This is a genomic window from Mucilaginibacter sp. (assembly GCF_028288225.1).
Classification (GTDB): Bacteria; Bacteroidota; Bacteroidia; order Sphingobacteriales; family Sphingobacteriaceae; genus Mucilaginibacter.
Genome location: NZ_JAQBOC010000067.1, coordinates 1 through 4270, shown reverse-complemented (window position 1 = coordinate 4270; position 4270 = coordinate 1). Strand labels below are relative to the sequence as shown.

Sequence of the window (4270 nt, the reverse complement as noted above, 5' to 3'; positions counted from 1 at the left end):
ATTTTTACCGGTCTTCTTTTAAAAGTATAAGCTTTAGGGTCAATACCTGTTTGATGATCATATAATCTACTTTCCAAATTATTGGTAATACCTGTATAATAGGAATTATCCCTGCAAAGCAATATGTATACAAAATATTGGTTCATCGTAATGATTGTTCTCCATTAAAACATCTTCATTTCGCCGCGCACGTCGTGGTTCGACAGGCTCACCATGACAGGCCACCCTTGTCATTCCCCCTTTAGATTCCGCAGGGGCTTACATCTTATGTTTAACTATCAGCCCTTTTAAAATAGCTATCCTTGATTCTGCAGATCTTTGATCAGCCCTGTCTATCGCGCGGGGAGTTTCAGAATTTGGTGAAATTTCATTTGTCGGGATTTCCTTTTGAAGTTCATCTTTGGTATGCACTGCATAAAAAGCCCTCAGGTCATTTTCCGGATTTTTCATTTGTGAATTGAATGTTTAGGTTATTATTTGATGAAGATAAATAAATTTTATGATTTATCGATACCAAAATTTTCGCTACAGCACAGGAATATTGCATCTCAAAATAGCATTGGGTCAGGGTTGTTAAAATGCCGGTATTTTTATTGAATTTATTGTTATATTATTAAATATCAGTAAATTAGATTTACCAATTTCACTCCTAAAGCCTGTTAACATGCAAAATAAAGATTTTATGCTCCGCTGGTACAATGAGCTTTGGAACCAGGACAATGAAAGCATTATAGACGAACTGATGCACCCGCATGTAAAAGCCTATGGCCTGGGTCCGGGGCCGCTGGTAGGTGTTGATGCCTTTAAGCAATTTTATAAAACCTTCCGCAATGAGTTTGCCGACATTCATGTAACCATTGATAAAAGCATTTCGGAGGACGATTACGAAGTTTCGCTATGTACAGTTACAGCTAAACACAAGCAAAGCGGCAAACCCGTAAATATTACGGGCACATCTGTTGTACAATTAAAAAACGGCCAGCTCCTGAACGGCTGGAACCATTTCGACTTTTTAACCCTTAACCTGCAGATCGGCAAAATAACGGAAGAACAGCTGCGTTAGTCATTCGCAACACCAGGCTTTTTAACTGATTCCTCACCATCTTAACTAATTCTTCACCATCGACTATGGACCATCAACTATGAACCTAACCCACCAACTTTATCTCAAAATCAACTTCCTGATACTATTATTCCCGTAATCGCTAAAATAAATAGTGCTCTCATCTTTCGAAAGTGCAAAAAATAAAGGATGAACATCGGCGTCCCTGCCTATCCCGTCCTTCCCATGAAGTTCTTCATGCATCCCTACCAGCCTGGTCACCGTGTTATTGTATAAGCTATAAATCCCATTGTCCACACAAAGATATATGGTACGGCTGTCTTTGGTAACAATAATATCATTAATAATGGTAGGGATCAGACCCCTGTAAATTTCAGTAAATACGCCCAACGGTGTCAATTTGTATAAGCTCCTGTTTATGGCGAGGTATTTTACGTTGTTATATCCGCAGTACATTGCTGTAAAAAAAGGATTGGTTTTATCATAAGCGTTTAGGGAATCAACCGGCGGCGTGTAAGCGTCTTTGCCGATTATTGTTGCCGCGGAGTTTAATATAAATTTTTCTAAGCTTCCCTTGTAATTATATTCAGTGGTGCCATTTATATAAACAGGCGCCACGCCGCACATAAACATATAATTGGTGTATGGGTTTCTCACAAGATCGAAATAATGATAATTAACATCGTGATAAGCCGGGGTGATCAGCTGGCCGCCAGGCCTCAGGATCCACACTTTTTTGGTAGTCGCATCTCCATCGTGCTCCTGTTCAATAATATTGATCGTTCCATCCGCCAAAACCCTGACCTTTCGGGGTTGCTCCAATGTTTGTGTACCGCTGTTGGGAATGGGAATTGTAGAAACTACTTTTAGCGGGGATATTTTCCTGATCTTATTATTGGTCCTGTCTGCCACATATATAGTGCCGTCGTCCATCAGGTCAATCCCCATCGGATCATGAAACCTGGCCTGGGCTCCGGGCCCGTCAACATATCCAAAGTCATTATAAAAGGAGCCGCCCGCTATGGTGATAACAGAAAGCCGCGGTAACCCGGTTGGTGCACCTGAAAATTGTGCCTCCGGATTGTTGGGCAGCGCAGGCGCAGGGACTTCGTTCTTCTTACAAGAAAACACAGTAACAGCCAAACCTAATAGCAATAGGTAATAGTTTTTAGTTTTCATACTGATAATATTTAAGTTAACGTGATAATTTCCTGGGGTGGTTCGATAAAAAGGTACCGGCAAAAATGAAGAAGCCTGCATCTTCTTTAAAATAACCGGCTGATATTAGCTTATTTGATATACAGCTTTATTAATTTAATTGTTTCGTTCACTGTTACCTTGATCATAGATCGGGAAACTTTCACATTAAGTGATCGGGGCGCCAGATCAAGGCACATTAAAGGGGGTAAGGTTAACTTAAAAAACACCTGTTTTAATTGTAAGTTTAATTTAAATAGTTGTAAATTTATTCAAAAACCTAAAAATGAAAGCATTAAACAAGGTTGTATTAGCAGGCAGCCAAAAAAAGCCCCATTCAGGCGAAACAACTGCTAAATTAAACCGCAATAAGTTTATAGAAGTTACCTTGCGGATCCGCCGGAAAAAGTCCATTGAATCACAATTAAATTCAGGCGAAAGAGTAGATCACAGCGATTACGAAAAAGAGTTTGGCGCTTCGCAAAAAGATGTGGAGCAGGTTGAATCTTTTGCCCGGCATTATAAACTAAGCACGGTTGAAGTAAGCTTGCCGCGCCGCAGTGTTATTTTGCGGGGCAGCATTGCCAGGATGGAAGCCGCTTTTGATGTAAACCTGTCAAAAGCTGTCGACTCGCACGGTGATGCAATCAGGGTTAGGAAGGGTGATATTTTTATCCCCGAAGCATTAAAAGATGTAGTTGAAGGTGTTTTTGGCTTGGATGACCGCAAAGTGGCAAGGCCCTTATTTAAATTTAAAAAAAATGAGGGTGGGATTAGTCCGCGGGCAGCGGTAACAAATTCCTTTTCACCAAACCAACTGGCGGACATCTATGGCTTTCCGGCGGGCTTTAACGGCAAGGGACAAACCATTGCCATTATTGAACTGGGCGGAGGATACCGTGCCAAGGACCTTGCAAAATATTTTAAAGGACTGGGAATAAAAAAGCCTTCGGTTAAGGCAATATCTGTGGATAAGGGCAAAAACAAACCCACAAATGCCAACAGTGCTGATGGTGAGGTGATGCTGGATATTGAAGTGGCCGGTGCTGTTGCTAACGGCGCTAAAATTGTAGTTTATTTTTCTCCAAACAGTGATAAAGGCTTCCTTGATGCGATAACCAAAGCGGTGCACGATAAAACCCACAAACCATCGGTAATATCCATTAGCTGGGGCGGCGCCGAGGTAAACTGGACCGAACAATCATTAAACAACTATAACGAGGCATTTAAAGCCGCCGCCATATTGGGTGTTACCATCTGCGCAGCGGCAGGCGATAACGGATCAAGCGATGGGATGCCGGGCGGCAATGTGAATGTGGATTTTCCGGCCTCCAGCCCTTATGTACTGGCATGCGGCGGAACCACCTTGAAAGTGAATGGCAGTAACGAGATCACCTCTGAAACAGTTTGGCATGATTCTAACGATTCAGCAACCGGTGGGGGCGTAAGCAACGTATTCGCCCTACCCGATTACCAGAAAAATGCCAAAGTGCCTAAAGAAGATGGAACCAACCATACCGGCCGCGGCGTACCCGATGTAGCCGGCAACGCTGATCCCAATACAGGATACAATATACTGGTTGACGGTGAAGAACTGGTAATTGGCGGCACAAGCGCAGTGGCACCATTGTACGCTGGTCTTATTGCCCGCATTAACCAGCAAAATGGTAAATGGGCCGGGTTTATAAACCCAGCCTTATATGCAGCAAGGCCATCCATATGCCGCGATATTACAGTTGGCAACAACCGCACCACCTCCGGCAATAAAGGCTATGATGCCGGTGCCGGCTGGGACGCATGTACCGGTCTGGGTGTGCTCAGCAGGTTGTAATGATCATGTCGCTTTCTATATTTCGCAGGGCATTGCCCTGCGCTGACATATAAGACCCTTTCCTTTGTATTACCTTTGTATTACCAAAGATAGTTTTTATTAAATATTGTTATTGTTGGAAATGGGGGGTCTGGGGGGTGTTAAAAACTAAAAACTTTGTGGAAAACGTTAACATAAAA

Annotated in this window: 5 protein-coding genes; 2 read left to right on the top strand and 3 right to left on the bottom strand. The window is 42.6% G+C overall.

The window, feature by feature from the left end:
- Positions 1–146, bottom strand: a 146-nt coding sequence (locus tag JWQ54_RS20255) for a GIY-YIG nuclease family protein (protein WP_299588614.1), incomplete at its 3' end; no start/stop codon positions are given.
- Positions 147–258: 112 nt separating this feature from the next.
- Entirely contained in the window at positions 259–450 is a 192-nt protein-coding gene (locus JWQ54_RS20250; RefSeq protein ID WP_299588611.1) for a hypothetical protein, read from the bottom strand.
- A 214-nt stretch (positions 451–664) separates the two neighbouring features.
- Between JWQ54_RS20250 and JWQ54_RS20245 the strand changes: the two genes are divergently transcribed.
- A complete protein-coding gene (locus tag JWQ54_RS20245; RefSeq protein ID WP_299588608.1) occupies positions 665–1063 on the top strand; it encodes an ester cyclase in 399 nt (132 codons plus the stop codon).
- Between the two features lie 99 nt (positions 1064–1162).
- On the opposite strand, the gene JWQ54_RS20240 is transcribed toward JWQ54_RS20245, so the two are convergent.
- Positions 1163–2242 (bottom strand): hypothetical protein, encoded by a 1080-nt coding sequence (locus tag JWQ54_RS20240; RefSeq protein ID WP_299588606.1) that lies wholly within the window; start codon positions 2240–2242, stop codon positions 1163–1165.
- 304 nt (positions 2243–2546) lie between these two features.
- On the opposite strand from JWQ54_RS20240, the gene JWQ54_RS20235 reads away from it, so the two are divergent.
- Positions 2547–4091, top strand: coding sequence for a S53 family peptidase (locus tag JWQ54_RS20235; RefSeq protein WP_299588603.1), 1545 nt, complete (start codon positions 2547–2549; stop codon positions 4089–4091).
- Positions 4092–4270: the final 179 nt, after the last annotated feature.